General features: G+C 61.7%; 21 protein-coding genes. 5 read left to right on the top strand and 16 right to left on the bottom strand.

Annotated elements, in window-relative coordinates; translation table 11 throughout:
* Positions 1-64 precede the first annotated feature (64 nt).
* The 15 genes from AC07NR_RS28885 to dksA all read right to left on the bottom strand — a co-directional run bounded on the left by AC07NR_RS28885 (position 65) and on the right by dksA (position 20264).
* Entirely contained in the window at positions 65-361 is a 297-nt protein-coding gene (locus tag AC07NR_RS28885) for a DUF2845 domain-containing protein (protein ID WP_495079990.1), read from the bottom strand.
* Entirely contained in the window at positions 361-3312 is a 2952-nt protein-coding gene (locus AC07NR_RS28890; RefSeq protein WP_495079991.1) for a DUF748 domain-containing protein, read from the bottom strand. The genes AC07NR_RS28885 and AC07NR_RS28890 overlap by 1 nt, the downstream gene beginning before the upstream one ends.
* Before the next feature lie 133 nt (positions 3313-3445).
* The gene (locus tag AC07NR_RS28895) at positions 3446-4462 is read right to left on the bottom strand and encodes a class I SAM-dependent rRNA methyltransferase (protein WP_085712159.1); all 1017 of its coding nucleotides are present in this window, start codon (positions 4460-4462) and stop codon (positions 3446-3448) included.
* A gap of 54 nt (positions 4463-4516) precedes the next feature.
* Positions 4517-5386, bottom strand: a complete 870-nt coding sequence (locus AC07NR_RS28900) for an oxygenase MpaB family protein (protein ID WP_495079992.1) — start codon at positions 5384-5386, stop codon at positions 4517-4519.
* Between the two features lie 50 nt (positions 5387-5436).
* Complete coding sequence (gene acs / locus AC07NR_RS28905; RefSeq protein WP_495079993.1) at positions 5437-7374, bottom strand: acetate--CoA ligase; 1938 nt, start codon at positions 7372-7374, stop codon at positions 5437-5439.
* A gap of 190 nt (positions 7375-7564) precedes the next feature.
* Positions 7565-9229 (bottom strand): glucose-6-phosphate isomerase, encoded by a 1665-nt coding sequence (gene pgi / locus AC07NR_RS28910; RefSeq protein WP_085712156.1) that lies wholly within the window; start codon positions 9227-9229, stop codon positions 7565-7567.
* Between the two features lie 358 nt (positions 9230-9587).
* The gene (panC, locus tag AC07NR_RS28915) at positions 9588-10448 is read right to left on the bottom strand and encodes a pantoate--beta-alanine ligase (protein WP_495079994.1); all 861 of its coding nucleotides are present in this window, start codon (positions 10446-10448) and stop codon (positions 9588-9590) included.
* The gene (gene panB, locus AC07NR_RS28920; protein WP_114885579.1) at positions 10445-11245 is read right to left on the bottom strand and encodes a 3-methyl-2-oxobutanoate hydroxymethyltransferase; all 801 of its coding nucleotides are present in this window, start codon (positions 11243-11245) and stop codon (positions 10445-10447) included. The genes panC and panB overlap by 4 nt, the downstream gene beginning before the upstream one ends.
* A gap of 320 nt (positions 11246-11565) precedes the next feature.
* Positions 11566-12051 (bottom strand): 2-amino-4-hydroxy-6-hydroxymethyldihydropteridine diphosphokinase, encoded by a 486-nt coding sequence (gene folK / locus AC07NR_RS28925; RefSeq protein ID WP_248740429.1) that lies wholly within the window; start codon positions 12049-12051, stop codon positions 11566-11568.
* 3 nt (positions 12052-12054) lie between these two features.
* The gene (locus AC07NR_RS28930) at positions 12055-13455 is read right to left on the bottom strand and encodes a polynucleotide adenylyltransferase PcnB (RefSeq protein WP_248740428.1); all 1401 of its coding nucleotides are present in this window, start codon (positions 13453-13455) and stop codon (positions 12055-12057) included.
* Between the two features lie 734 nt (positions 13456-14189).
* The gene (locus AC07NR_RS28935; protein ID WP_495079995.1) at positions 14190-15626 is read right to left on the bottom strand and encodes a sigma-54-dependent transcriptional regulator; all 1437 of its coding nucleotides are present in this window, start codon (positions 15624-15626) and stop codon (positions 14190-14192) included.
* Between the two features lie 22 nt (positions 15627-15648).
* Positions 15649-18603: a sensor histidine kinase gene (locus tag AC07NR_RS28940; RefSeq protein ID WP_167748781.1), complete on the bottom strand. Its 2955-nt coding sequence runs from the start codon at positions 18601-18603 to the stop codon at positions 15649-15651.
* Positions 18587-18763, bottom strand: a complete 177-nt coding sequence (locus AC07NR_RS28945; protein WP_003176118.1) for a hypothetical protein — start codon at positions 18761-18763, stop codon at positions 18587-18589. The genes AC07NR_RS28940 and AC07NR_RS28945 overlap by 17 nt, the downstream gene beginning before the upstream one ends.
* Positions 18764-18840: 77 nt before the next feature.
* Positions 18841-19737, bottom strand: a complete 897-nt coding sequence (gluQRS, locus tag AC07NR_RS28950) for a tRNA glutamyl-Q(34) synthetase GluQRS (RefSeq protein WP_423204313.1) — start codon at positions 19735-19737, stop codon at positions 18841-18843.
* A gap of 83 nt (positions 19738-19820) precedes the next feature.
* Positions 19821-20264, bottom strand: coding sequence for an RNA polymerase-binding protein DksA (gene dksA / locus AC07NR_RS28955; RefSeq protein WP_085712147.1), 444 nt, complete (start codon positions 20262-20264; stop codon positions 19821-19823).
* Between the two features lie 333 nt (positions 20265-20597).
* On the opposite strand from dksA, the gene AC07NR_RS28960 reads away from it, so the two are divergent.
* Together AC07NR_RS28960 and sfsA are read left to right on the top strand one after the other, a co-directional pair.
* On the top strand, positions 20598-21770 hold the full coding sequence (locus tag AC07NR_RS28960) for a pyridoxal phosphate-dependent aminotransferase (RefSeq protein WP_085712146.1): 1173 nt from the start codon (positions 20598-20600) through the stop codon (positions 21768-21770).
* Positions 21770-22483, top strand: a complete 714-nt coding sequence (gene sfsA / locus AC07NR_RS28965; protein WP_495079996.1) for a DNA/RNA nuclease SfsA — start codon at positions 21770-21772, stop codon at positions 22481-22483. The genes AC07NR_RS28960 and sfsA overlap by 1 nt, the downstream gene beginning before the upstream one ends.
* Here the strand turns inward: sfsA and AC07NR_RS28970 are convergent.
* On the bottom strand, positions 22480-22797 hold the full coding sequence (locus tag AC07NR_RS28970) for a Rieske (2Fe-2S) protein (protein WP_248740423.1): 318 nt from the start codon (positions 22795-22797) through the stop codon (positions 22480-22482). The genes sfsA and AC07NR_RS28970 overlap by 4 nt on opposite strands.
* Before the next feature lie 163 nt (positions 22798-22960).
* Here AC07NR_RS28970 and AC07NR_RS28975 point away from each other — a divergent pair, with 163 nt between their 5' ends.
* Genes AC07NR_RS28975 through AC07NR_RS28985 form a run of 3 tightly spaced genes read left to right on the top strand, consistent with a single transcriptional unit; the run spans position 22961 to position 25634 of the window.
* A complete protein-coding gene (locus tag AC07NR_RS28975) occupies positions 22961-23833 on the top strand; it encodes a heme/hemin ABC transporter substrate-binding protein (RefSeq protein ID WP_248740422.1) in 873 nt (290 codons plus the stop codon).
* Between the two features lie 50 nt (positions 23834-23883).
* On the top strand, positions 23884-24867 hold the full coding sequence (locus AC07NR_RS28980; protein WP_495079999.1) for a FecCD family ABC transporter permease: 984 nt from the start codon (positions 23884-23886) through the stop codon (positions 24865-24867).
* The gene (locus tag AC07NR_RS28985; RefSeq protein WP_495079997.1) at positions 24867-25634 is read left to right on the top strand and encodes a heme ABC transporter ATP-binding protein; all 768 of its coding nucleotides are present in this window, start codon (positions 24867-24869) and stop codon (positions 25632-25634) included. Before AC07NR_RS28980 ends, AC07NR_RS28985 begins: the two co-directional genes overlap by 1 nt.
* The last annotated feature ends 5 nt before the right edge of the window (positions 25635-25639 follow it).

The following is a 25639-nucleotide window of genomic DNA, read 5'->3' on the forward strand; positions in this document are numbered from 1 at the left end:
TTACAGGCCCCGGCATTCATGTCGGGGCCTGTTCTATTTCAAGGGCTGGAAAAGTGCAGAGAAGTCAGTCGCCGCGCTTGCTGTTGATCTGCCGCAGGCGATTGCCTTCGAAGCGCAGGTATTGATACATGCCGTTGCTCGGGCCGTAGGTCCATTCCTCGACCTGAAACTCTTCACGGCGATTGGCGCTGCGCTTGTAGCCCAGCACGTCGCGGCTGACCGGTTCACCGCATTTCTGCAGTACCTCGCTGGCGCGATCACCGAGGCTGACCAACTGGCTGCCACAGCGCAGGGTATCGGATGCCGAAGCCTGGCTGGCGACGAGCGCCAGCGCCATTGCGGTCAGCCATTGACTGTTCATCACTCGGCGTCCAGATGCATTTGTGTCACCACGCGACCGTCGCTTTCGGCTTCGCCAAGATTGGCGTCGATGAAGTACACGCGGTCGTCGGCCAACTGGCCCTTGTCCACCAGGTAATCCTTGATGCTGCTGGCACGGTCCTGGCCGAGCTGGCGCAACAGCACATCGCTGGAACTCCAGAACTTGATCACGTCGGCGCGCATTTTCGCCGTGCGTTCTTCCTTGCCCAGATCCTTCCATTCAGCCGGCGGCTGGGTTTTCAGACGGGTGCGGTAGATGCCTTCGAGCAGCGGACCTTTTTCATTGTCCGGCACCTGGATCAGCGAGGCCTGGGCCGGCACCTTGTCGCCACGACGCTGGAGCATCTTGTAGTAGTTGTACTGGTATTCGCGTTCCAGGCGCTGTTCGGCAAGCAACGGGCCGTCGCTGCTCTGTGCAGCGGTGCCTTCGATTTCCAGACGCAGGGCCGGACGCTCCTTCAAGGCCTGGGACAATTTGACCAGCGCCGCTTCGGCATCCTTGTTCAGTTCGCTGGAGCCCGGTGCGAAGGACACGGTGCCCAGATCTTCCGATCCGCCACCGCTGACCAGACCGCCAATCAGCTTGAACGGTGCGGCGGCGGCTTTGACGATCAGGTTGCGCAGGGTCTGCCAGACAATCGGCATCACGCTGAATTGCGGGTTGTTGAGGTCGCCGGTGACCGGCAGTTCGATGGAAATCTTGCCGTCCACGTCCTTGAGCAGCGCAATCGCCAGTTTCAGCGGCAGGCTCACGGCATCCGGGCTGTCGACCTTCTCGCCCAGTTGCAGCTGCTCAACCACCACTTTGTTTTCGGCCTTGAGCTGACCCTTGGTGATCAGGTAATGCAGGTCGAGATTGAGCCGGCCCTTGCGAATCCGGTAACCGGCGAATTTGCCGGAGTAGGGGGTCAGGGTGGTCAGTTCGACCCGTTTGAAACTGGTGGCGATGTCGAGGCTGGCCATCGGGTCGAACGGGTTGACCGCGCCTTTGATGGTCACCGGCGCATAACGGTCGACCTTGCCCTTGACGTCGACGCTGGCGGGTTTCGCCTGCCGACTGTCGATGGTGCCGATCTGGCCGTTGAGTTGCTGGATTGCCGTGGCGAAATTCGGGGTCAGGCTGAAGTCGGCGAAGTTCGCCGAGCCGTCATTGATCACGATGCCGCCGATGTGAATGCCCAGCGGTTTCGAGTTACTGGCGGGTTTGGCCGCTGCGGTTTTCGTCCCGGAGTCGGCAGGTTGCGGGATCAGTAAATCATCGATGTTGGTGGTGCGGTCATCGTTGATCATGAAGCGCGCATACGGCTGGAACAGGTTGATCCTGTCGATCGACAGGCTGTCACCGTGCTGATAGTTCAGGCCCTCGACCACCACTTGCTGCCACTTGAGGAAGTCGCGGGTCTTCAGGGTGTCGAGGGTGTGCAACTGATCGACCTGAGCGCGGCCGGTGACACTGAGTGCCAGCGGCTCGGTACTTTTCAGGTTCACTTTCAGGTCGCTGCCGAGCATGCCGCTGCGCAGTTCCAGACGAATGAACGGGTTGATGTAGGACTGGGCGACGCGCAGGTCGATGTCCTGGGTTTTCACGTTGAGCTGGGCGGTGACCGGCGCCAGGTTGACCACGCCGTCGGCGTTGATCTTGCCTTGCTTGCCCAGGCCCGCGTCGAGTTTGACGTTGAAGGGCGAGCCGTTGAGGCTGTCGAAATTTTGCAGATCGACGTTCAGCGGCGTGACATCCAGCGTGACCTCGGGCTTCGCCGAGCGGTCCGCCAGATGCACCTTGTAGTCACGCAGTTGCACGTCCTTGAGCAGCACTTGCCATGGCTTGCCCGGCGCGGTCGGTTCCGTTTTCGGCGAGTCGGCGGCGGCCGGAGTGCTTTTCGGTTCAGCCGCTACTTTGGCGGCAGGTTTGGATGGCTGGCTGGCGAACAGTTTCTGCCAGTCCAGTTGCCCGTCCGCTTCGAGGGCAGCCCAGGTTTCGAGTTTCTGGCTGCGGATCTTGCCGACCACCACTTGTTGCTTGGCCAGGTCCACGGTGGTTTCGCTGACGTCGAGGCGGTCGAGCTTTGCCAGCGGACGTCCGTCCGGTGCCTTGATCGCAAACGGCGCGACGCTGACTGAGACGTTGTTCAGCAGCAGTTCGGTTTCCTTGGACAGGTTGAGCTTGTAATCGGTGCTGAGGCTGACCACGCCGTTTTCCAGCACCAGTGGCACGGCGTCGCGCACGTAGGGCCAGAACGCTTTCATCTGGCCATCGGTGACCTTGAGGGTGCCTTCGGAGGCAATCGGGATCAGGCTGAAGTTGCCTTTCCAGTCGATCTGCCCGCCAGCCGGGCCGATGGCGACCAGGGTCATGTCGGCGTTGTCTTCAGGCAGGGTGCTGAGGTTGTTCAGTTCGAAATCGAGTTTGTCGTAGAGGAATTCGATCGGCTCGCTCGGGCGTGCATCCTCGAAATGCACGTTGCCACCGGCCAGTTTGATCCGGTCGATACGCAGCGGAAACGGCTTGGCATTCGGATCGGCCGGCGTCGGTTCGCTGGCCGGCAGTTTGAACAGACCGAGCAGATTGAGTTTGCCGTCCTTGGCGAACAGGATTTCGGTCTTGGGTTTGTCCAGTTCGATGTCGGACAGGTGCAGGGCTTTTGTCCACAGGCTGTCGAGTTGCAGGTTGGCGTACAGGCGTTCGAAACCGACCTGTTCCTTGCCCGGCTCGCCGATGACCAGCCCCCAAAGCGCGACTTCGAGGCTGAACGGATTGAGTTCGATACGCTGGAGGTGCGCAGGCACCGTGGCGTAGTTGGCCAGTTGCTGGTTGGCCACTCGGAGCGCGATGCCCGGCAAAATCAGAAACCCCAGCAGGCTGTAGAGGGCCAGAGCAGTCAACAGGGCGCCAATCGCGCGAATCAATCCTTTGGGCATGTGCGGCTTCATCTGTCTGAATCGGAGTGCCTTGGAGTATGGCACGCGATTCCGGTTCCGAAGTACATCGCACGAGACAGGATTGTTCAGATTTGTCTGCAATGTCTGTAGGAGTTGCCGAAGACGGCTCCTGCCGGGAGAAATTTCAGAGCTGGAGAATCAGGGTCTTGAGCGGCGGTTGCCCGTCCAGTGAAGGGAAATCCCGGCCCGGGGTCATCACGCTCCATTCGCGCACCGGGCGCCCGGCCTTCTCGGCGCAACGCAGCACCTGTTCGCGCCAGTCGTCCATGCTGACTTTTGCCAGGTTGTTGCAGCAGATCAGCACGCCGTTTTCGGCGGTGGTCAGCAGGGCGGGCTTGAGCAGGCTCTGATAATCGCGCAGCAGGTCAACAGTGCCGAACGCGCTTTTGGCCCAGGCCGGCGGGTCGAGCAGCACCAGATCGTACTGGCGTTGTTCGAGGCGCTGATAGCTAGGCAGTTTCTGCCCGCGACGCTGGCTGATCGGCAGACCGGCCAACTGGCGGATCGCCGGGAAGTAGTCGGACTGGATGAATTCCATGGTCGGCAGTTGCGGATTGAGGAGGCCGTTCTCGCGGCCGACTGCCAGATTGCCCTCGGCGAAATCCAGGTTGCACACCTCGCGAGCACCGCCGGCGGCCGCGCTGAGGCCGACGCCGCAGGTGTAGGCGAACAGATTGAGCACGCTTTTGCCCTTGGCGTGATCCTTGACCCAGCCGCGGGTGTTGCGCAGGTCGAGGAACAGCAGCGGATCCTGGCCGGCATGGCGTCCGCGCACGCGGTAGTTCAGGCCCCACTCGTGGCCGACCAGATCGACCAGCGCTGCGTCGTCGGCGCGGTACACGTTGTCTTCGCGGTCGATGCGCGAGTTGCCACGGGAGCGGTCGTTGTAGACCAGCAAGGTTTGCAAGCCCAGGGTTTCGTTCACTGTGGCGTGCAGTTGCAGCAGGTCGGCGAGTTCCAGCGTCTGGTGGAAACTCTGCACCATCAGTTGCGGGCCGTAGCGGTCGACGGTCAGGCCGCCGGCGCCTTCCTGGCTGCCGTGGAACAGGCGATAGCAGTCGGTGCCCTGGCGGTGCAGCTCGGCGAGCAGATCCTGGCGTTGATCGAGGGCGGCGCGCAGCGCCTGATTCAGGGAAGACATGCTTGCGCCTTGCTGGAGGGAATCGGGGCGCGGGAGTTTAGCAGCTACTGCGCTTCATCTCAGCCCCATCCGCCGTTGAGCCCGCTGCACCGAACCATTGCGCATCGCCCAGCGCAACATCGGTGCGCTGCGCTTGACGCTGGCGCGGATCAACTGACGTTGCAACGGATTCTGCCGGGCATCCAGCATGTCGCTGGCCCAGTCCGGCAGCAGGTCGATGCCGGCCTTCATCATCAGGTCGCCAAACGGCCGTGCCAGTACGCTGGGCGCCGGGGCATCGAGCAACAGGCGCAAGACTTCGCGGCTGCGTTCGTCACACAGCAACTGCGGGCGCATGCGTTGCAGGTAATCGGCCACGGCCTGGCGCGATTTCGGAACGTCGCGAGCCCCCAGGCGTTCAGCGACCACGGCGATTTCTGCGTAGTAACGGTCCTGATCCTTCGGTGACAACAGCGGGTTGCGGTAACGCAAATGGGCGGCGAGAAAATTGCTGACTTCCGCCACATGCACCCAGGTCAGCAGATCCGGATCACTGGCCGCATAGGGCCGGCCATCCGGCGCGGTGCCGACGACTTGCAGGTGAATGGTGCGGACTTTTTCGATCAGCCATTCGGCGTCCCGTTTCGAGCCGAACGTAGTGCCGGAGACAAACTGGCTGGTTCGGCGCAGGCGACCGAGCATGTCCTGGCGGAAGTTCGAGTGATCCCAGACGCCGGCCAGCGCCAGTGGATGCAGGGCTTGCAGTAGCAAGGCACTGATGCCGCCGATCAACATGCTGCTGAAGTCGCCGTGCACTTGCCAACTGATCGAGTCCGGGCCGAACAGGCCGGGATCGCCCTTGGGGTTTTCCAGATCGAGCTGGCCGAGGGACAGACCGGTCAGGCTCATGAGCTGGTTTTCGATACGGCTGCGAATGAATTCCATGGCAACTCAGTGGTGAAGGGCGGCGCGGCCGGTTGACCGCGCCCGTGATTCTACTGGTTAAGGCGCTTGTCGATCAGCCCCTGCACCACGCTCGGGTCGGCCAGGGTCGAAGTATCGCCAAGGCTGTCGAGCTCGTTGCAGGCGATCTTGCGCAGGATCCGTCTCATGATCTTGCCCGAGCGGGTTTTCGGCAGGGCCGGGGCCCACTGGATCAGGTCCGGTTTGGCGAAGCTGCCGATCTCCTTGCTGACGTGGGCCAGCAGTTCCTTCTTCAGCTCATCGTTGGGTTCGGCGCCGTTCATGGGCGTGACGAAGGCATAGATGCCCTGGCCTTTGACGTCGTGGGGATAACCGACCACGGCGGCCTCGGCGATGCTGTCGTGCAGCACCAGCGCGCTCTCGACCTCGGCGGTGCCGATGCGATGGCCGGAGACATTGATCACGTCATCGATGCGCCCGGTGATCCAGTAGTCGCCATCCTCGTCGCGGCGGGCGCCGTCGCCGGTGAAGTAGTAGCCTGGGTAGGGCTTGAAGTAGGTGTCGACCATGCGCTGCGGATCACCGTAGACGCTGCGGATCTGCGCCGGCCAGCTCGACTTGATCGCCAGCACGCCACTGCCGGCGCCCTTGATTTCCTTGCCGTGTTCGTCGAGCAGCACCGGTTGCACGCCGAACATCGGCTGGGTGGCGCAGCCCGGTTTGATCCGCTGGGCGCTGACCAGCGGGCTGAGCATGATGCCGCCGGTCTCGGTCTGCCACCAGGTATCGACAATCGGGCAGCGCTGTTCGCCGACCACATTGAAATACCATTCCCACGCTTCCGGGTTGATCGGTTCACCGACGCTGCCGAGCAATCTGAGGCTTTCACGGGATGTTTCCTGCAGGGGGCCAGCACCTTCACGCATCAACGCGCGCAGGGCGGTGGGGGCAGTGTAGAAAATGTTGACCTTGTGTTTGTCGATCACCTGCCAGAACCGCGAAGTGCTTGGGTAGCTCGGCACGCCTTCGAAGATCAGCGTGGTCGCGCCGTTGGCCAGCGGGCCGTAGACGATGTAACTGTGGCCAGTGACCCAGCCGACGTCGGCGGTGCACCAGAACACTTCGCCTTCGCGGTAATCGAGCACGTACTTGAAGGTCATCGCCGCTTGCAGCAGGTAACCGCCGGTGGTGTGCAGCACGCCCTTGGGTTTGCCGGTGCTGCCGGAGGTATAGAGGATGAACAGCGGATCTTCGGCGTCCATCGGTTCCGGCGGGCAATCGTCGCTGACGTCGCGCACGGCCTGGTGATACCAGAGGTCGCGGCCTTCGGCCCAGTCGACCTTGTTCTGGGTGTGTTCGACGACCACGACAGTGCTGACCTTGGGGCAACTCTGCAGGGCCTTGTCGACGTTCTGTTTCAACGGCACGAACTTGCCACCGCGCACGCCTTCGTCGGCGGTGATCACCGTGCGGCAATCGGCATCGAGAATGCGGTCGCGCAACGAGTCCGGCGAAAAACCGCCAAACACCACCGAGTGAATCGCGCCGATCCGTGCGCAGGCGAGCATGGCGTAGGCTGCTTCGGGGATCATCGGCATGTAGATGCACACCCGGTCGCCTTTCTTCACGCCGCGGCTTTTCAGCACGTTGGCCAGGCGGCAGACGTGGTGATGGAGTTTGTTGTAGGTGATTTGCGTGGATTCGGCGGGATCGTCGCCTTCCCAGACAATGGCGGTCTGGTCGCCGCGTTTCTCCAGGTGGCGATCGATGCAGTTGTAGCTGACATTCAGTTTCGCCCCGGCGAACCAGGAAGCCTCGCCGGTCTTCAGGTCATAGCGCTGGACGGTCTGCCACGGGGTGCTCCAGTCGAGGAAGCGGGTGGCCTGTTCGGCCCAGAAGGTGCTGGGGTGTTCAATGGATTCGCGGTACAGGCGATGGTAGTCGTCCTGACTCAACTGGGCTGCCCGGCGGACGGCATCGGCTTTGGGGAACGTGCTGATATCGAACATGACGGTTCCTTATTCTTGTTGTGCGACAAGGATAAAGATGCGCCGAGAGTCCAAGAGGTTCAAGTCATCCACAAACGACTGTGGGAGCGAGCTTGTTGGCGATGGCGTCATGTCAGTCAGCCCTTGGGCTGACTAACAGATTGCTATCGCGAGCAGGCTCGCTCCCACAGGGTGAAGCAGTGAGGCTGGATCAGCCGCGGTGACGGCCGCGGAAGTAGTTGATCAGGCCTTGAGTGGACGCATCTTCGGCGGCGGTTTCCTCGCTGCCGACCAGGCGGTTGTAGACGCCCTTGCCCAGTTCCTTGCCCAGTTCCACGCCCCACTGGTCGAAGGCGTTGATGCCCCAGACCACGCTCTGCACGAAGACTTTGTGTTCGTACATCGCCACCAGTGCGCCGAGACGACGCGGGCTGATGCGCTCGACCACCAGGGTGTTGCTCGGACGGTTGCCCGGGATCACTTTGTGCGGTGCGAGTTTCTGCACCTGTTCTTCGCTCATGCCCTTGTCGCGCAGTTCGGCTTCGGCTTCCGGCAGGGTCTTGCCGAGCATCAGCGCCTGGCTCTGGGACAGGCAGTTGGCGTACAGCCACTGATGGTGGTCGGACACCGGGTTGAAGCTGACGATCGGCACAATGAAGTCGGCCGGAATCAGCTGGGTGCCCTGGTGCAGCAACTGGTGGTAAGCGTGCTGGCCGTTGCAGCCGACGCCGCCCCAGATCACCGGGCCGGTATCGGTCGACACCGGAGTGCCGTCCTGACGCACGCTTTTGCCGTTGGATTCCATGTCCAGCTGCTGCAAGTGCTTGGTGATGTTACGCAGGTAGTGGTCGTACGGCAGGATCGCGTGGCTTTGCGCGCCCCAGAAGTTGCCGTACCAAACACCGAGCAGGGCCAGCAGCACCGGCATGTTCTGTTCGAACGGCGCGCTCTGGAAATGCTGGTCCATGGTGTAGGCACCGGACAGCAGTTCCTTGAAGTTGGACATGCCGATGGCCAGGGCAATCGGCAGACCGATGGCCGACCACAGCGAATAACGACCGCCAACCCAGTCCCACATCGGGAAGATGTTCTCTTCGCGGATACCGAAGGCCACGGCCGCCGCGTTGTTGCTCGATACGGCGATGAAGTGACGATACAGCTCGGCTTCCGAACCGCCCTGGGCCAGATACCAGGCGCGGGCGGCCTGGGCGTTTTTCAGGGTTTCGAGGGTGTTGAACGATTTCGACGAAACGATGAACAGCGTGGTCTCGGCGCGCAGTTTTTGCGTCAGCTCGTGGAATTCGCTGCCGTCGATGTTCGCCAGGTAATGGCAACGCACGCCTTTCTGGGCGTAGGACAGCAGGGCTTCGGAGACCAGTTCCGGGCCGAGGAACGAACCACCGATACCGATGTTGACCACGTCAGTGATCGGCTTCTCGGTGTAACCGCGCCACAGGCCGTCATGGATCTTGCCGACCAGATCGGTGATCTGGTTCAACACCTTGTGTACTTCAGGCATCACGTTGACGCCATTGACCGACAGCTTGTCGCCCACCGGGCGACGCAGGGCGGTGTGCAGCGCCGGGCGGCCTTCGGAGGAGTTGACGATTTCGCCGTCGAACAGCGCCTTGATCGCGCCCTTGAGATCGACTTCGTTGGCCAGACCCACCAGCAGGTTGCGGGTCTCGGCGTTGATCAGATTCTTCGAATAATCGAGAAACAGTCCGCAGCTGCTGAGGGTGAATTGAGTGAAGCGCTGCGGATCGGCGTTGAAGGCTTCGCGCATGCTGAAATCCTGCATGGCTTGGCGGTGGTCTTTCAACGCCTGCCAGGCAGGCAGAGCGGTAACGTCATGAGGAGTGCGGTAGTACGCCATCGCTGCGGTTTTCCTTTTTACTTGAACGGCCTTTTGAACACTGAAAAGACCTCCCCGCCATGTTTGGGCGAGGGGGCAACTGCGTCGACACGATTACACTGGCGCAGGGCGAATACAGTAAACCCAGCGCCGCGATCTGTCTTGGCTTCTTCTGACCTGTTACCTGTACTTTTTTAACATCGATAACAGCAGACGCCGACAGACGGCGGGTAATGCGAGCAAGTCCCTGCTTTCGCGCGCAGTGGATCGGCGGGCAGTTTGCCCGATGGTCAGGTGCCCGGCAATACGATCTGGAAGGGGGATGAAAGTCGAATGAGGGAGCGAACAGGCTCGCTCCCTCATTCTGCTGTTGCGGTGTTCAGGCGGGGGTATCGAGGTTCAGGTGCAGGTTGTCGATCAACCGGGTGGTGCCGAGGAACGCCGCAACCAGAATCACCAAGTCACGATCTTCCGCCGTGGCCGGGCGCAGGGTCAGGGCGTGGCGGATTTCCAGGTAATCCGGGCGCAGGCCGGCGGCTTCCAGCTGTTGCCGCTGTGCCAGGATCAAGGCCGGGAAGTCGCGCTCCCCCTGTTTGATCGACTCGGCAATGCTGCTCAGGGCGCGGTAAACGACTGGCGCCACGGCGCGTTGTTCCTCGCTGAGGAAACCGTTGCGCGAGGACAGCGCCAGGCCATCGGCAGCACGGACGGTCGGCTCGCCGATGATCTGGATCGGCATGTTCAGGTCATGCACCAGCGCACGGATCACGGCCAGTTGCTGGTAGTCCTTCTGACCGAAGATCGCCAGATCCGGCTGGACCATGTTGAACAGCTTGCTGACCACGGTCGCCACGCCTTCGAAATGCCCCGGACGGCTGGCGCCGCACAGTCCTTCGGAAAGCTGCGGCACGCTGACCCGGGTCTGCCCGGCCATGCCGTCGGGGTACATTTCTTCGACGGTCGGGGCGAACAGCAGGGAGCAACCGGCTTCCAGCAGTTTTTCCTGATCCGCTGCCAGGGTGCGCGGATATTTGTCGAGGTCTTCGCCAGCGCCGAACTGCAGCGGGTTGACGAAAATGCTCGCGACCACGAAGTCCACTCGCTGCCTGGCTTTAGTGATCAACGCGATGTGGCCGCTGTGCAGGTTGCCCATGGTCGGCACGAAGCCGATGCGCTTGCCTTCACTGCGGGCGCGCGCCACGGCAGCGCGCAGTTCACGTACGGTTTTGACGGTGTTCATGCAGAGAATCCGTGTTCGATCCCAGGGAAAGTGGCGGCTTTGACTTCGTTGACGTATGCCTTCAATGCGGACTGGATGCTGTCCTGACCCTGCATGAAGTTCTTCACGAATTTCGGTACGCGGCCGCTGATCGACAGGCCGAGCATGTCGTGCAGCACCAGGACCTGACCGTCGGTGTCGGTGCCGGCGCCGATGCCGATCACCGGGATTTTCACTGCCTGGCTGATTTCGGCCGCCAGTTCGCTCGGCACGCATTCCAGCAGCAGCATGGCCGCGCCGGCCTGTTCCAGGGAGATCGCGTCGGCGCGCATCTGGCGCGCCTGGTTTTCGTTGCGACCCTGCACTTTATAGCCGCCGAGAATGTTCACGGCTTGCGGGGTCAAGCCCATGTGGGCGCAGACCGGCACACCGCGTTCGGCCAGCAGGCGGATCGATTCCGCCAGCCACAGCGCACCTTCGACCTTGACCATGTGCGCGCCGGCCTGCATCAGCATGGCGCTGTTGGTCATGGTTTGTTCGAGGGTGGCATTGGCCATGAACGGCAGGTCGGCCAGGATCAGGGCGTCGGTGTTGCCGCGCTTGACGCAGGCGGTGTGGTAGGCCATTTCCGCAATGGTCACCGGCAGGGTGCTGTCGTGACCTTGCAGGACCATGCCGAGGGAGTCGCCCACCAGCAGCACTTCGACACCGGCCTCGTTGCAGGCGTGGGCGAAGGTCGCGTCATAGCAGGTCAGCATGGTGATCTTTTCACCTTTCTGCTTGAGGCTCTGGAGCGTGGTCAGGGTGATGGCTGGCATGTAAGAAATCCTCGTTCAGGCGCTTTGGAAACTACTGCGAGTAACGCGCGTGATTCGTCATCTATTCAGGCGCACGCTCTTTTGTCGTGCTTATAAGGCCTGGATTGCGCCCTTGTATGCCGGGTTGGCGGCAGCGGGACGCCTATAGTCGTGATGAGGCCTCAGGAAGTCAATTGCATGTGTTACCGCATTGTTACGACGGGAGTGTTACCGGCGTTACTGATGCGATTCAGCGGGCCGGCGGGCCTGACCTGCGGAGTTTTTGTCCTACAAGAACGCAAAATACGGGAGCCGGTTTGCTCCCGCATCGGCGGTTTGGGTCAGGCGTGGGAGAGACGTTCGAGGCCGACGAACGGGCAGGCTGCGAGCAGATCGGCAAGGGTGCGGCCGTCGGCCAGGCGCAGATCTTCGGGGGCCAGTTCGGCCAGGGGATAAAGTACGAACGCGCGTTCCTGCATGTGGTAATGCGGGACTTTCAGGCGCGGTTCATCGATCAGACGGTCACCGAACAGCAGAATGTCCAGGTCCAGCGTGCGCGGGCCCCAGCGTTCCAGGCGTTCGCGACCCTGGCCGTTTTCGATGGCTTGCAGGGCGTCGAGCAGTTCCAGCGGGGCGAGTGTACTGTCGAGCGCCGCAACCGCGTTGGTGTAACGCGGCTGGCCCGGCAGCAACGAGTCGCTCTGGTAAAAGGCCGAGACGCCGACCAGTGCGCTGTCTGGCAATTGCCCCAGCGCGTCGACCGCGCTGCGCAGTTGTTCGGCCGGGTCAGCCAGGTTGCTGCCCATGCCGATGTAGATGCGTTCCATGCCTTATTCGCCCGTAGCACTCGGTGCGCCGGCGCGTTTGCGCTTGGAACCGCTGCTGCGGCGACGCTTGCGCGGAGCACCGCTGGCGCCGTCTTCCTTGCCGCTGAGGTCGCGGATCATGTCGCGGCGCTCGCTGTCGTTGGCGTCCTGATAGTCGGTCCACCATTCGCCCAGGCCATCGGTCTGCTCGCCGGCGCTTTCACGCAACAGCAGGAAGTCGTAGCCAGCGCGGAAGCGCGGATTGTCCAGCAACAGGTCGGCGCGTTTGCCGCTGCGGCGTGGCAGGCGTTCCTGCATGTCCCAGATCTCGCGGATCGGCATGGTGAAGCGTTTTGGAATCGCAATACGCTGGCACTGTTCGGCGATCAGCTCGTGGGCGGCTTCCTGCATCGCCGGAATCGGCGGCATGCCACGTTCCTGCAGACGCAACACGCGAGCCGGCAGGGCAGGCCACAACAGGGCGGCAAACAGGAACGCCGGGGTCACCGGTTTGTTCTGCTTGATCCGCAGGTCGGTGTTGGTCAGCGCTTCGCTGATCAGCGTGTGAGTGTATTCCGGGTTGTATTCCAGCGCATCGGCGCTGGCCGGGAACAACGGCGCGAACAGTTGCAGGTCGACCAACATCTCGAAGGTGATGGCGCCATGTCCGGAGAGGAACAGCTTGAGCACTTCCTCGAACAGCCGGGCCGACGGAATCTCGCGCAGCATCGGTGCCAGCTCGCGGATCGGCTGGACGGTGTGCTTTTCGATGCCGAAGTTGAGTTTGGCGGCGAAACGCACGGCCCGCAGCATCCGCACCGGGTCTTCCTGGTAACGCTGCTTGGGGTCGCCGATCAGGCGGATCAGATGATTGCGGATGTCGTGCACGCCATTGGCGTAATCGAGGATGCGCTCGCTGACCGGATCGTAATACAGGGCGTTGATGGTGAAGTCGCGACGTTGCGCGTCTTCTTCCAGGGTGCCGTAGACGTTGTCGCGCAGAATGCGCCCGCTCTCGTTGCGCGAGGACTGGTTGCTGTCTTCGTCGTCTTCGTTTTGCGGGTGGTTGGCGCGGAAGGTCGCGACCTCGATGATTTCGCGACCGAAATGGATGTGCACCAGCTTGAAGCGGCGGCCGATGATCCGCGCATTGCGGAATTCGGCGCGAACCTGCTCGGGCGTGGCGCTGGTGGCGACGTCGAAGTCTTTGGGCGTGATGCCCAGCAGCATGTCTCGCACGCAGCCGCCAACCAGGTAGGCCTGGTAGCCGGCGCCCTGCAGACGTTCGACGATGTTGACCGCGTATCGGCTGAATTGCGCCTTTTGCAGCGAATGTTGGCCGCTGTTGAGGACTTCAGGCGTGCTACGGATGTGTTGCGTACGACGCAGGGGAGTTCGGAATGACTGGAACAGCTTCTTCAGCATGGGATGCACTGTTTGAAGGAATGTTCGGCCATACCAGAGAATGACCGCATGATGGGCGGGGATTCTAGCATTTAGTCGAGGGATGGTGTAGGACGCTGCCGATTTGCGCTGCAGGCCGCAGGCTAGAGGGGTGAAGATGCGTCAGGAGGGGAGGTTTTTCCGGGAGGGAGAAACTACAAGGGGAGCCGAAGCTCCCCAAGAAGTAGTTGCGTGCTCTTTTTATTATTGATTCGGGCTTCTTGTTTTTGTTGAGTGCCCTCGCCATGAAGCTTTTCCTTCATGACCCTCCCAATCGGGAGCCAAGAGCAAACGGATTGCTTTGGTCGCTGAATTGCAGTGATCTCTCGATCCAACCAGTACAGGCTCTGTCTTAGGACAGTTTTTGTTGTTCTCGGCCTGGTCGTGGGGCAAGCCCCAAATACAACGCCTCTCCAAAAGAATCAGTTAGCTGCGCCTCTCGCCGTCTTGTTTTTATTGTGCGTGAGTCGATTCGTCTTATTTTTATTGTCTTGTGCATTGCTTGTTATTGTTCTTGTACCAAACATGTAGCAGGGGGCGTGCCAACTTTTGCGAACCCCAATAAAACAAGGGGTTAGGTCGATATAACCGTTTTCGCGGGGCGAAAAAAAGCCGGGGTTTCGTTACCGATAACCCCGGCTTCTGTTACGTGAAAAGACTGAGGTAACAGTTTTTTCACACATTCAACGGTTACCCGCACACTCGACAGGTAACGTTCAGCTCTCGCTGGCGACCCCGGTCTTGCGCCGTGGAATGCCCAGGCGCTGGCGGCGTTCCCACAGGCATTTGCGGCTGACGCCCAGTTTGCGCGCCAGTTCGGTCTCGGTCATGTGGTCCTGATGCTCGAGAACGAAATGCTGGAAGTAGTCTTCCAGCGACAGGTCTTCGGTCGGCTCGTGGCTGCTGTTGCTGGCGTTACCGGCCGGTTGCGCCGGCAGACCGATGAACTCGTCGTCCTCCAGATCCCCCAGCTCAATGTCGATGCCCAGCAGGTCGGCGGAAATTTCCGGGCTTTCGCTCAGGATGACGGCGCGCTCGACGGCGTTTTCCAGTTCCCGCACGTTACCCGGCCAGGAATAGTGCCGGATCGCCTGTTCGGCATCGGCGGCAAATTTCAGGTCGGTGCGGTTGATGCGTGCGCTCTGGCGGGCAAGGAACGCATTGGCGATTTCATTGACGTCGGCACCACGCTCGCGCAGGGCCGGCAGTTTCAACGCGATCACATGGAGGCGGTAATACAAGTCTTCGCGGAACTGGCCGATTTTCGCCAGGCTCTTGAGGTCGCGGTGGGTCGCGGCGATCAGTCGGACATCGACTTTCTGCGACTGCACCGAGCCGACCCGGCGAATTTCGCCTTCCTGCAAAACGCGCAACAGGCGGGCTTGGGCTTCAAGAGGCAATTCGCCGATCTCGTCGAGGAACAGCGTGCCGCCGTCCGCCGCTTCCACCAGACCCGCACGACCGGCGCTGGCGCCGGTGAACGCACCTTTCTCGTGCCCGAACAGTTCGGACTCGATCAGGCTTTCCGGAATGGCGGCGCAGTTCACCGAAATCATCGGTGCCTTGGCGCGTTTCGACAGATTGTGCAGGGCGCGGGCCACCAGTTCCTTACCGGTGCCGGACTCGCCCTGGATCAGGACATTGGAATCCGTCGGGGCGACTTTGCGGATCTTGCCGTAAAGGTCCTGCATCGGTGGGCAGGAGCCGATGATGCCGATCTCGCCGTTGCTGTTGTCGATGGCGGATTTGCCGTTGCTGTTGGCAGTTTTGCCGGCAACGACTTCGCCGGTAGCCGGCGCCGACTGGCGATCACGCAGGATCCGGGCGACGGCCTGAAGCATTTCATCGTGGTCGAAAGGCTTGGCGATGTAATCCACCGCGCCCATCTTCATCGAGTCGACCGCCGAACGCAGGCTGGCGTAGCTGGTCATGATCAGCACCGGCGTACCCTGACCGAGCTTGATCAGTTCGGTGCCCGGCGCACCCGGCAGACGCAGGTCGCTGACGATCAGATCGAATGTGGGAATACTGAAGCGTTCTTGTGCTTCCTGCACTGAACCGGCTTCGCTGACCTGGTACTGGTTGCGTTCCAGCAGGCGGCGCAAGGCGGAGCGGATAATGGTTTCGTCTTCGACGATCAAAATGTGCGGCATTGATTCGATACTCTCGACGGTCTCAGTTCACAGCGGACGTCGCTTCGACATGGCGCGGCAATGTCACCCGGATACGGGTGCCGCGCTGGCTCTGAACATCAGCCGGGCTGTCGATGGTGATTTGTCCATAATGCTCTTCAACGATGGAATAGACCAGTGCAAGGCCCAGACCGGTGCCTTCGCCAGGATCCTTGGTGGTGAAGAAAGGTTCGAACAATCGGTCCATGATGCTCGACGGAATGCCGCTGCCTTCGTCCTCCACGATCAGATCGACCGTGTGTTCGCCGGCTTCGCTCTTGACCCGCACCGCACTGCCGGCAGGCGAGGCGTCACGGGCGTTGGAGAGCAGATTGATCAGCACCTGGGCGAGCCGCTGCGGGTCGCCTTCGACCCAGTGATCGGGGTCGCACAGGTTGTAGAACTGGACTTCGAAATTGCGCCGGTTCAGGGCCAGCAGACCAATGGCATCCTGAGCCACTTCCGCCAGACAGACGGGCTCGTCACTGTGCTGATGGCTGCCGGCGTGGGCAAAACTCATCAGCGACTGCACGATGCGTGACACGCGTTTGGTCTGTTCGAGGATCTGGCCGCTGATTTCCGTCAGCTCGCCATCTTCTTCGCGTTCTTCCCGAAGGTTTTGCGCAAGACAGGCAATGCCGGTGATCGGGTTGCCGATTTCATGGGCCACGCCGGCCGCGAGTCGACCGATGCTGGCCAGCCGTTCGGAGTGCACCAGTTTGTCTTCGAGCATCTGGGTTTCGGTCAGATCTTCCACCAACAGCACGAGGCCGCTGTTACCCGGTGCCAGCGGCTCGTCGATCGCCGCTTTGTGCAGGTTCAGCCAGCGGGTCTGGCCGTCGAGGGCCAGGTGCTGTTTGTGCAGGTGCTCGTCGGGCAGGTTGATGAAGCCTTGCAGCAATTCTTTCCACGGATTGGCGATGGTACTCAGGCGCGATCCGACCACCCGTTGCGCGGCAATCCCGGTCAGCTCTTCCATGGCCTTGTTCCACATCAGGATCTCCTGATCCTTGGCCAGCGAGCAGACGCCCATCGGCAATTCCTGCAAGGTCTGGCGGTGGTAGCGGCGCAGGGCGTCAAGTTCGGCAGCGAGACCGGTGAGGCGCGAGTGATAGTCCTCGAGGCGGCTTTCGATGAAGTGGATGTCTTCGGTGACGTAGTTTTCGCCGCCGGCCTTGTAGGGCAGGAAGGTTTCCACCATGTCCTGGGCGACGCTCGGGCCCATCAGGCCGGACAGGTTGGCTTCGATCCGGTCGCGCAGTCGACGCAAGGCGTAAGGGCGGCGTTCATCGAACGGCAGATAGAGGTCGCGCAGGGCCTGTTCGACTTCCTTTTGCGCAGCCTTGGCGCCCAATGGCTTGGCCAGTTGCGTGGCGAATTCCTGGGGCGAGGCGGCATGCAATTCCCGACGTTGCGGACGACGCACGTTATCCACAGCGCAGGCTTCGGCGGCGCTGGCCTCTTCGGGGCTGGCATTGGTGAACAGCGAAATCAAAGTGAACATCAAGACGTTGGCCGCCAGCGAGGCGATGGCCGCCATGTGCCAGCTTGTGTCGTCCAGCACGTAGATCATGTTCAGCAGCGGAATATAGAAACCCTGAAGATTGCCGACCAGCGGCAGCAGCATGGTCACTACCCACACCAGGATCCCTGCCAGCAGCCCGGCGATGAAGCCCCGGCGGTTGGCGGTCGGCCAGTACAGCACCGACAGCACGCCGGGCAGGAATTGCAGGGTCGCGACGAAGGCGACGATGCCGAGGTTGGCCAAATCCTGTTCCGCGCCGAGCATCAGGTAAAAGCAGAAACCGGCCATGATGATCGCGACGATCAAGGCGCGGCGGGTCCATTTCAGCCAGCGGTAGATGTTGCCTTCAGCCGGAGGCTGGTAGAGCGGCAGCACCAGATGGTTCAGGGCCATGCCCGACAACGCCAGCGTGGTGACGATGATCAGGCCGCTGGCCGCCGACAGGCCGCCGACATAGGCCAGCAATGCCAGCGCCTTGCTGTTGGCGGCGATGCCGATGCCGAGGGTGAAGTATTCCGGATTGGTGGTGGCGCCGAGTTTCAGGCCGGCCCAGAGAATCAGCGGCACCGCCAGGCTCATCAGCAGCAGGAACAGCGGCAGGCCCCAGCTCGCGCTGACCAGCGAGCGCGGGTTGAGGTTTTCGGTAAAGGTCATGTGATACATGTGCGGCATCACGATCGCCGAGGCGAAAAACACCAGCAGCAACGTGCGCCACGGGCCTTCCTGCAGCGGCGTGTGCAGGGCGGCGAGGGCGGTCTGGTTCTGCAGCAGCCACAGTTCAAGTTGTTGCGGGCCGTCGAATACACCGTACAGCGCGTAGAGGCCGACGCCGCCGAGGGCAGCCAGTTTGATCACCGATTCGAAGGCAATCGCGAACACCAGTCCTTCGTGTTTTTCACGGGTGGCGATATGGCGCGAGCCGAAGAAGATCGTGAACAGGATGATCAGTGCGCAGAACGCCAGGGCCACGCGATTCTGTACCGGTTCGCCGGTGAGGATGCCGATGGAATCGGCCACGGCCTGGATCTGCAGGGCCAGCAACGGCAGTACGCCGATCAGCATGAAAATCGTGGTCAGCGCACCGGCCCAGGTGCTGCGGAAGCGGAAGGCGAACAGGTCCGCCAGCGACGACAGTTGATAGGTGCGGGTGATCTTCAGGATCGGATACAGCAACACCGGCGCCAGCAGAAACGCACCGGACACCCCGAGATAGCTGGACAGAAAGCCGTAGCCATACTGATAAGCCAGCCCGACCGTACCGTAGAACGCCCACGCACTGGCGTAGACCCCCAGCGACAGGGTGTAGGTCAGCGGATGGCGAATGATCGCCCGGGGGATCATGCCCCGCTCACTGATCCATGCCACGCCGAACAACGCGGCCAGGTAGGCGGCGCTGATCAGCAGCATCTGGGTCAGGCTAAAGCTCATCGGCATCTTTTTGGCTCTGCAGGATGAAGGTCACGACAATCAGGATCAGCCAGAGCAGATAAGGGCGATACCAGGCGCCCGTAGCGTCGATCCACCAATCCATGATGGCGGGAGAAAACAGGTAGATCCCCACGACCAGAAGCAGGACCAAGCGATAGATGTACATCCCGGCCTCTCTTTTTTATGCGCGTGCCCGAAAACGTGCGGCGATGGTAACGGATGGGCGCGCCACTGCAAGTGTCGTCACAGCAGTTGCGCTTCGGGCAGGGTCAGTGTGCGCGGGATTTTCGAGGCATCCCAGTGGGCGCTGCCCCAATTCAACAGCTCTTGCGGTGAGGCGTGGGCCAGTTCGGCGCCAGGGTTTTGCCCCAGCGCGCGCAAGGCCCGCAGCAGCAACGGGGTAGCTTGATCCGCTTCCAGTGGTGGCGAGCGGTAGGACTTGCCGAGCTTGTTGCCGTCGGGCTGGGTAATCAGCGGCAGATGCAGATAACGTGGCTGGCGCAGGCCCAGCAGTTCTTGCAGATAGAGCTGGCGTGGCGTCGAGTCGAGCAGGTCGGCGCCGCGCACGATGTCGGTGATGCCCTGCCACGCATCGTCCAGCACCACCGCCAGTTGATAGGCGTAGAGGCCGTCGCGGCGGCGGATCACGAAATCACCCACGTCACGGCCCAGATGTTGACGGTATTCGCCCTGCACCCGGTCGATGAAGTGATATTCCAGTTCCGGCACACGCAGGCGGATCGCGGCGTCTTCCTGGCCATGGCCGGCATTGCGGCACAGTCCCGGATAAATGCCGTGATAGGGCTCCAGTTGTTTGCGCGAGCAGGTGCAGGCGTACGCGAGGCCATGATTGAACAGGCTGTCGAGCACTTGCGCGTAGGCGTCATGCCGGTCGCTCTGGCGGATCATTTCGCCGTCCCATTCGAAACCGTAGCTTTCCAGGGCCTTGAGAATCGCTGCCTGCGCCCCCGGCTCTTCCCGGGGCGGATCGAGATCTTCCATGCGCACCAGCCAGCGGCCGTTCACCGAGCGGGCATCCAGGTAAGAAGCCAGCGCAGCCACCAGTGAGCCAAAGTGCAGGTGTCCACTGGGTGTCGGGGCAAAGCGGCCGATGTAGGCGGGGGAGGTGTTGGCAGTCATGAGGGCGATGTTACTTGAAGAGTAAAAAACGGCAGAAACAAAAACGGAGCGTTCGCACGCTCCGTTTCTCGTTCAGGTCGGGATTACTTGCCGACCTGCTTTTCCTTGATTTCCGCAAGGTTCTTGCAGTCGACGCACATGTCGGCAGTCGGGCGGGCCTCGAGGCGCTTGACGCCGATCTCGATGCCGCAGGAATCACACCAGCCGTACTCTTCGTCTTCGATCAACTGCAGCGTCTTGTCGATCTTCTTGATCAGTTTGCGCTCGCGGTCGCGGGCACGCAGCTCAAGGGCGAATTCTTCTTCCTGGCTGGCACGGTCGGCCGGATCAGGGAAGTTGGCTGCTTCGTCTTTCATGTGATCAACAGTGCGGTCGACTTCCTGCATCAAGTCCAGTTTCCACTTGGTCAGGATCTTGGTGAAGTGCGCGCGCATGGGCTTGCCCATGTACTCTTCGCCTTCGGCCGGAACGTAAGGTTCGAAACCGCTGATCGCCTGTTGCTGCTGTTGCTTTGCTTGGGTGGGCATGAAATGGACCGCCTCTACTCTTGTAATCCATTGCGCAGGATTGCTCCATCACCGACACCTGCCGGCCCTGCGGCTGCAAGCGGGCGAACTTACCAGATCAATTCGGCCCGCGCTACTCCCGGATGTCGAGCCCGCGGCCGGTGGTGCCTGCAAATGTTTGCCAAGCCATGTCTGGTGGTGCTGGAGACCTGACAATCACTGATTTTAGTCAATCCTGGAGCGTACGTTTGCCTTGTTACAGTCCAGCGTTCTTGAGGCTGTGACCGCTGCGGGTTCTCGCTCGTTCCGGCAGATGGGTAGAATCGTTTCTTTTCACTCGTTGAAGGAAGGCCAATGGCTCAGCCCTACAGTGCGCGCAGTCGTGCGATCGAACCGTTCCATGTGATGGCGTTGCTGGCGCGGGCCAATGAATTGCAGGCCGCCGGTCACGACGTGATCCACCTGGAAATCGGCGAGCCGGACTTCACGACCGCCGAGCCGATCATCCGCGCCGGCCAGGCTGCGCTGACAGCGGGGAAAACCCGTTACACCGCCGCCCGTGGCATTCCTGAGCTGCGCGAGGCGATTTCCGGTTTCTACCAGACCCGCTATGGCCTGAATATTGATCCACGGCGGATTCTGATCACCCCGGGCGGCTCCGGGGCGCTGTTGCTGGCCAGTGCGTTGCTGGTGGACCCGGGCAAGCACTGGCTGCTGGCCGACCCCGGTTATCCGTGCAACCGGCACTTTCTGCGACTGGTTGAAGGCGCTGCGCAACTGGTTCCTGTCGGGCCGGACGTACGCTATCAACTGACGCCTGATCTGGTGGAGCGCCACTGGGATCACGACAGTGTCGGCGCACTGGTCGCGTCACCGGCCAACCCGACCGGCACGATTCTGACCCGCGATGAGCTGGCGGGGTTATCCACAGCCATCAAGGCGCGGCACGGGCATCTGGTGGTGGACGAGATCTACCACGGCCTGACTTACGGCACCGATGCCGCCAGTGTGCTGGAAGTCGACGACAGCGCGTTTGTCCTCAACAGTTTCTCCAAATATTTCGGCATGACCGGTTGGCGTCTCGGCTGGCTGGTGGCGCCGGATGCGGCGGTCAGTGAGCTGGAAAAACTCGCGCAGAACCTCTACATCAGCGCACCGAGCATGGCTCAGCATGCGGCGCTGGCCTGTTTCGAGCCGGACACCATCGCCATCCTCGAAGAGCGCCGCGCCGAATTCGGCCGTCGCCGCGATTTCTTGCTGCCGGCATTGCGGGAGCTGGGTTTCAATATCGCCGTAGAGCCGGAAGGCGCGTTCTATTTGTACGCCGATATCAGCCAGTTCGGCGGTGATGCCTTCGCGTTCTGCCGTCACTTCCTTGAAACCGAGCACGTAGCGTTTACCCCGGGGCTGGATTTCGGTCGTTATCAGGCCAGTCACCATGTGCGTTTTGCCTACACGCAAAACCTCCCTCGCTTACAGGAAGCAGTGGAACGCATTGGTCGCGGCTTGAAGAGCTGGCAAGGCTGATGCGCTTTCTTCCTCCTCTTGAAGAAGGCCGGTTGATCCGCCGTTACAAGCGCTTTCTCGCTGACATCGAAACCGTTGGCGGCGAACTGCTGACGATTCACTGTCCGAATACCGGTTCGATGCTCAATTGTCAGGTCGAAGGCGGACAGGTCTGGTTCAGTCGCTCCAATGACCCCAAGCGCAAGCTGCCCGGCACCTGGGAAATCGGCGAAACCCCGCAGGGGCGGCTGTTCTGTGTGAATACCGGGCGCGCCAATGCCCTGGTCGAAGAGGCTTTGCAGGCCGGTGTCATCAGCGAGTTGAACGGTTTTACCGCACTGAAGCGCGAAGTGGCCTACGGACAGGAAAAAAGCCGCATCGACTTTCGCCTCGAATACCCGACAGGGCCGGCGTACGTGGAAGTGAAGAGCGTCACGCTGGGCTTTGACGGTACGGCGGTGGCGGCCTTTCCCGATGCGGTGACCGATCGGGGCGCCAAGCATTTGCGTGAGCTGGCGCATCTGGCGCGGGACGGGATTCGGGCGGTGCAGTTGTACTGCGTGAATCTGACGGGTATCGAAGCAGTACGCCCGGCCGTGGAGATCGATGCTGCCTACGCCGATGCCTTGCGCGAGGCGGTGGCGTCCGGTGTCGAGGTGCTGGCTTATGGCGTGCGCTTGAACCACGAAGAAATGTTGATCGATCGTCGACTGGACGTATTGCTCGACGGTTAAACGTCGACCCACAGTCCTTGTGCATCTTCACGGCAATCGATGACCGTCAGCGATTGCCCGGCGCAAGGGCCAGCGACGCATTCACCGTTCTCGATCAAAAACAGTGCGCCGTGAGTGGCGCACTGAATCAGACTGTTGCTCGGGTCGAGAAACTGGTCGGGTTGCCACTCGAGCCCGACACCGCGGTGCGGGCAGCGGTTGAGATAGACGTACGCCTTGCCGGCCCGGCGCACGGCGAACAGTTTTTTGCCGTCGATCTCGAACCCGCGGCTGGTGGCTTCGAGCAAATCGGCGCCCGTGCACAGAAACTTCATGGCTATCCTCAAGTGTCAGCTCGTGTCCGGATATGTCCGAGCTTGACGTTTAAATGCAAACAATTATCAAATGGCCGCCTTCGTCCGCCGCGCGGTGGCCGCTGCCGAGGATACTTGGCCTGCCGCCCCGATGCCCGGGAAAATCCTATAAAGGAAGCTGTCTATGCGCCTGAGTACCCGCGTTGCCGTGCTGTGTGTCGGACTTTTGGTCAGCCACCAGGCTGCAGCGGCCCAATTGCCGCAACGCTGGGTCAGTGCCGGCGGTGCGTTGTCGGAATGGGTGAGTGCGTTGGGCGGCGAGGCGAAACTGGTGGGCGTCGACACCACCAGCCAGCATCCCGAGTCCCTCAAGTCGCTGCCGAGCATCGGTTATCAGCGCAGCCTGTCGGCGGAAGGCATTCTCAGCCTGCGCCCGGACATCCTGATCGGCACCGAAGAAATGGGCCCGCCGCCGGTCATTTCACAGGTTCGCAGTGCCAAGGTGCAGGTGGAGTTGTTCTCCGCTCAGCCGGACCTTCCGACGCTGGAAAAGAACGTCACCCATCTGGGCCGGTTGCTGGGCGCCGAGACTCAGGCGACTCAGCTGCTGCAAAGTTATCAACAGCAACTCGATGCACAGAAGGCGCGCGTGGTGGCGGTGCAGTCGAAACAGAAAGCTCCGGGTGTGCTGTTGCTGCTCGGACATGCCGGCGGCAAACCATTGATTGCCGGCAAGGACACCGCTGCCGACTGGATGCTGCAACAGGCGGGCGGACACAACCTGGCCACTCACACCGGCTACAAGCCGTTTTCCGTGGAATCCCTGGCCGGGCTCGACCCGGAAGTGCTGGTGTTCGCTGATCGCGCACTGACCGGCGAAGCGGCGAAAGCGGCACTGTTCAAGGAAAACCCGATCCTCAATTCCAGTCGTGCGGCCAAATCCGGACGAGTGCTGGAGTTGGACCCGACGCTGCTGGTCGGCGGTCTCGGGCCACGTTTACCTGCTGCGTTGAAAACCCTGTCTGACGGTTTCTACCCGACCCAGAGCGGCCAATGACCACGCTGGTCAAACCCCGTGGCTTGTTCATCGGCCTGATTCTGTTGTGCCTGTTGGCGATCTGGCTGTCGCTGGCGTTGGGGCCGGTCAGCCTGCCGCTGATCGATACCTTGCGCGCGGCGTTGCGCATGATCGGCGTGCCGTTGGCCCCGGACGGGCTGGAGCAGGCAGAGCTGATTCTCGGGCAGATACGTCTGCCTCGGACCTTGCTTGGGTTGGCGGTCGGCGGCGTGCTGGCGTTGTCCGGTGTGGCGATGCAGGGCTTGTTTCGAAATCCGCTGGCCGATCCCGGCTTGGTTGGCGTATCCAGTGGCGCTGCTTTAGGCGCGGCGGTGGCGATTGTCGGTGGTTCGTTCTTCGGCGGTTTGCCGGAATGGTTCGGCCCGTATCTGCTGTCTGTGTGTGCGTTTCTCGGCGGTCTCGGGGTGACGGCGCTGGTCTATCGGCTCGGCCGTCGCAACGGGCAGACCAATGTCGCGACCATGTTGCTGGCAGGCATCGCCCTGACTGCGCTGGCCAGTTCGGCAGTGGGGCTTTTTACCTATCTGGCGGACGACGCCACCCTGCGAACCCTGACTTTCTGGAACCTTGGCAGTCTCAACGGTGCAAGTTATGCGCGGTTGTGGCCGCTGCTGATCATCAGTGCCGGCGTCGCGTTGTGGCTTCCGCGCCGGGCGAATGCTTTGAATGCGTTGTTGCTTGGGGAATCGGAAGCCGGGCATCTGGGGATAGATGTCGAGCGGCTCAAGCGTGAGCTGGTGTTCTGCACGGCGCTGGGTGTCGGTGCCGCGGTGGCGGCGGCGGGGATGATCGGCTTTGTCGGGCTGGTGGTGCCGCATCTGGTGCGTTTGCTCGCCGGGCCGGATCATCGGGTGTTGTTGCCCGCGTCGGTGCTGGCCGGGGCCAGTCTGTTGTTGCTGGCGGATCTGGTAGCGCGGCTGGCCCTGGCGCCGGCAGAGTTGCCGATCGGTATCGTCACCGCATTCATCGGCGCGCCGTTCTTCCTTTATCTGTTGTTGCGAGGACGTGCCTGATGTTGCGTGCGCACAATCTGCACATCCGTCGTGGTCGCAAGACGGTACTGGCGGACGTCAGTCTGCAATTGGAACCGGGTGAGGTGCTCGGCGTGCTCGGTCCCAACGGTGCCGGCAAGAGCACGTTGCTCGGGGCGTTGTGCGGTGAACTGAGCGCCAGCGAAGGCAGTGTTCTTCTCGACGGTGAAAACCTTGGCCATTGGAGCGGCACCCAGCGTGCGCAGCGGCTGGCGGTATTGCCGCAGGTATCGACGCTGGATTTCGCCTTTCGCGTCGAAGAGGTGGTCGGAATGGGGCGTTTGCCTTATCAGACCGGCGTCGTGCGCGATGACGAGATTGTTGCCGCCGCGTTATCGGCTGCGGATGCTGGTCACCTGAGCGGGCGCAGTTATCTGGCGTTGTCCGGTGGCGAGCGCCAGCGGGTGCATCTGGCCCGCGTGCTGGCTCAGTTGTGGCCGGGGCAGGCCGGGCAGACCCTGTTGCTGGATGAGCCGACTTCGATGCTCGATCCGCTGCATCAACACACTACGCTGCAAGCCGTGCGCGAGTTTGCCGATCGCGGCGCTGCTGTGATGGTGATCCTGCATGATCTGAACCTGGCGGCGCGCTATTGTGATCGCATCTTGCTGCTTGAGGGCGGGCGTCCGGTGGCGCTGGACACGCCGCAGCAGGTGTTGCGTCCGGAGTCGCTCAAGGCCGTATTCGGTCTGGAGGTTTTGGTGCAGTCACACCCGGAGCGCGGGCATCCGCTGATCATCGCCCGCTGATTTCG

Source organism: Pseudomonas sp. GW821-FHT09C09, assembly GCF_059418105.1.

Bases quoted from the DNA above. Each gene is read 5' to 3' on its own strand.
- AC07NR_RS28985 (WP_495079997.1), top strand. From the start codon at position 24,867: ATGTTGCGTGCGCACAATCTGCACATCCGTCGTGGTCGCAAGACGGTA.
- dksA (WP_085712147.1), bottom strand. From the start codon at position 20,264: ATGCCCACCCAAGCAAAGCAACAGCAGCAACAGGCGATCAGCGGTTTC.
- AC07NR_RS28900 (WP_495079992.1), bottom strand. From the start codon at position 5,386: ATGGAATTCATTCGCAGCCGTATCGAAAACCAGCTCATGAGCCTGACC.
- AC07NR_RS28885 (WP_495079990.1), bottom strand. From the start codon at position 361: ATGAACAGTCAATGGCTGACCGCAATGGCGCTGGCGCTCGTCGCCAGC.
- AC07NR_RS28940 (WP_167748781.1), bottom strand. From the start codon at position 18,603: ATGCCGATGAGCTTTAGCCTGACCCAGATGCTGCTGATCAGCGCCGCC.
- AC07NR_RS28935 (WP_495079995.1), bottom strand. From the start codon at position 15,626: ATGCCGCACATTTTGATCGTCGAAGACGAAACCATTATCCGCTCCGCC.
- acs (WP_495079993.1), bottom strand. From the start codon at position 7,374: ATGTTCGATATCAGCACGTTCCCCAAAGCCGATGCCGTCCGCCGGGCA.
- AC07NR_RS28975 (WP_248740422.1), top strand. From the start codon at position 22,961: ATGCGCCTGAGTACCCGCGTTGCCGTGCTGTGTGTCGGACTTTTGGTC.
- AC07NR_RS28970 (WP_248740423.1), bottom strand. From the start codon at position 22,797: ATGAAGTTTCTGTGCACGGGCGCCGATTTGCTCGAAGCCACCAGCCGC.
- sfsA (WP_495079996.1), top strand. From the start codon at position 21,770: ATGCGCTTTCTTCCTCCTCTTGAAGAAGGCCGGTTGATCCGCCGTTAC.
- AC07NR_RS28930 (WP_248740428.1), bottom strand. From the start codon at position 13,455: ATGCTGAAGAAGCTGTTCCAGTCATTCCGAACTCCCCTGCGTCGTACG.
- gluQRS (WP_423204313.1), bottom strand. From the start codon at position 19,737: ATGACTGCCAACACCTCCCCCGCCTACATCGGCCGCTTTGCCCCGACA.
- AC07NR_RS28945 (WP_003176118.1), bottom strand. From the start codon at position 18,763: ATGTACATCTATCGCTTGGTCCTGCTTCTGGTCGTGGGGATCTACCTG.
- pgi (WP_085712156.1), bottom strand. From the start codon at position 9,229: ATGGCGTACTACCGCACTCCTCATGACGTTACCGCTCTGCCTGCCTGG.
- folK (WP_248740429.1), bottom strand. From the start codon at position 12,051: ATGGAACGCATCTACATCGGCATGGGCAGCAACCTGGCTGACCCGGCC.
- panB (WP_114885579.1), bottom strand. From the start codon at position 11,245: ATGCCAGCCATCACCCTGACCACGCTCCAGAGCCTCAAGCAGAAAGGT.
- AC07NR_RS28895 (WP_085712159.1), bottom strand. From the start codon at position 4,462: ATGTCTTCCCTGAATCAGGCGCTGCGCGCCGCCCTCGATCAACGCCAG.
- AC07NR_RS28890 (WP_495079991.1), bottom strand. From the start codon at position 3,312: ATGAAGCCGCACATGCCCAAAGGATTGATTCGCGCGATTGGCGCCCTG.
- panC (WP_495079994.1), bottom strand. From the start codon at position 10,448: ATGAACACCGTCAAAACCGTACGTGAACTGCGCGCTGCCGTGGCGCGC.
- AC07NR_RS28960 (WP_085712146.1), top strand. From the start codon at position 20,598: ATGGCTCAGCCCTACAGTGCGCGCAGTCGTGCGATCGAACCGTTCCAT.